Origin of the sequence: Nocardia amikacinitolerans NBRC 108937 (assembly GCF_001612615.1) — a bacterium.
Taxonomy (GTDB): domain Bacteria; phylum Actinomycetota; class Actinomycetes; order Mycobacteriales; family Mycobacteriaceae; genus Nocardia; species Nocardia amikacinitolerans.
The window spans coordinates 1-1309 of record NZ_BDAU01000093.1 but is presented as its reverse complement, the minus strand read 5'-3'; the positions used below and the strand labels follow the sequence as shown (position 1 = coordinate 1309).

Here is a 1309-nt window from a genome sequence, read left to right as displayed (position 1 = left end):
TTCCGTCGGGTAGGTCTGTGGTTGCGGTGAGTATTGGGTGGTTGGTGGGGCGGAGGCCTGCTCCGACGGTGGTGTGGGTGGAGGGGGTGGGGGTGAGCCAGTAGGAGTGGTGCTGGAAGGGGTAGGTCGGGAGTTCAGTCCGTGGGGTGTGTGCGGGGTTGGGGCGGAGGTGGTGGAAGCCGATGGGGTGGCCGGTGGTGTGGAGTTTCGCGAGAGTGGTGAGCAGGCTGTCGGGTTCAGGTGTCCGGGGGCGCAAGGTGGGCAGGATGGTGGGTTGGGGCGCGGTGGTGTCGGCGTGGATATCGGTGGTCAGTGAGGTGAGTGTGGGGTCTGGGCCGAGTTCGAGGTAGGTGGTGGTGTGGTTGGCGGTGAGGGTGTCGATTGCGTCGAGGTAGCGGACAGGGCTGTGGATGTGGTCGACCCAGTAGTCCGGTGTGGTGATGTGGTGCGGATCGGCGAGCGTGCCCGTGAGTGTGGAGACGATGGGGATGGTGGGGGAGTGGTAGGTGAGAGTGGCGGCGACAGCGCGGAACGGGTCCAGCACCGGGCGCATGTGTGGAGAGTGGAATGCGTGGCTCACCGTCAGTACGCGGGTCTTGCGGCCTTGGCCGCGGAAGTGATCGGCCAGGGTGTGAGCGAGTGTGGCCTCGCCGGAGATGACAGTGTTGGTTGGGCTGTTGACCGCGGCGATGGCCAGGTGGTCACCGGTGGGGTCCAAAGACTGCAGTGCAGTGGTGATTTCGTCGGCTGTGGCGGCGATGGCGATCATGGCGCCGCCGGGAACGGCGTGCTGGTGCATGAGGCGTGCACGAGCGGCGACCAGGGTCGCGGCGTCGTCGAGGCTGAGGATGGCGGCAACATGAGCGACGGCGAGTTCCCCGATGGAGTGTCCGGCAAGGTGAGCGGGGATGGGGCCGACGCTGGTGAGCAGCCGATAGAGGGCAACATGCAGGGCGAACAGCGCGGGTTGGGTATAGCGGGTGTCGTTGAGCAGTCGGGCGTGGTCGGAATCGGGGGAGGCGAATAGGAGATCACGCAGGGGCTTGTCCAGGTGCGGGTCCAACGCGGCGCAGGCGTCATCGAGTGCGGCAGCAAATGTCGGATAGGCGTGATAGAGCTCGACACCCATGCGGGGGTGTTGAGCTCCTTGCCCGGAGAACAGCATGGCCAGCGTGGGGGTGGTGGTAGCGATCCCGGTGTGTAGCTGTGGGTGTGGGCGGCCTGCAGTGAGAGCGGCCAAAGCGGCGCGTCGGTCCGCGTTTGTGGCGGCTGTGATTACCGCGCGGTGGTGGAAATGGTGGCGGCTGAC

General features: G+C 66.3%; 1 protein-coding gene. It reads right to left on the bottom strand.

Translation table 11 applies throughout. The annotated features are described in order from the left end of the window. Window positions 1–1129, bottom strand: a 1129-nt coding sequence (locus tag NAM01S_RS33600) for an acyltransferase domain-containing protein (protein WP_169810947.1), incomplete at its 3' end; no start/stop codon positions are given. Window positions 1130–1309 lie beyond the last annotated feature (180 nt).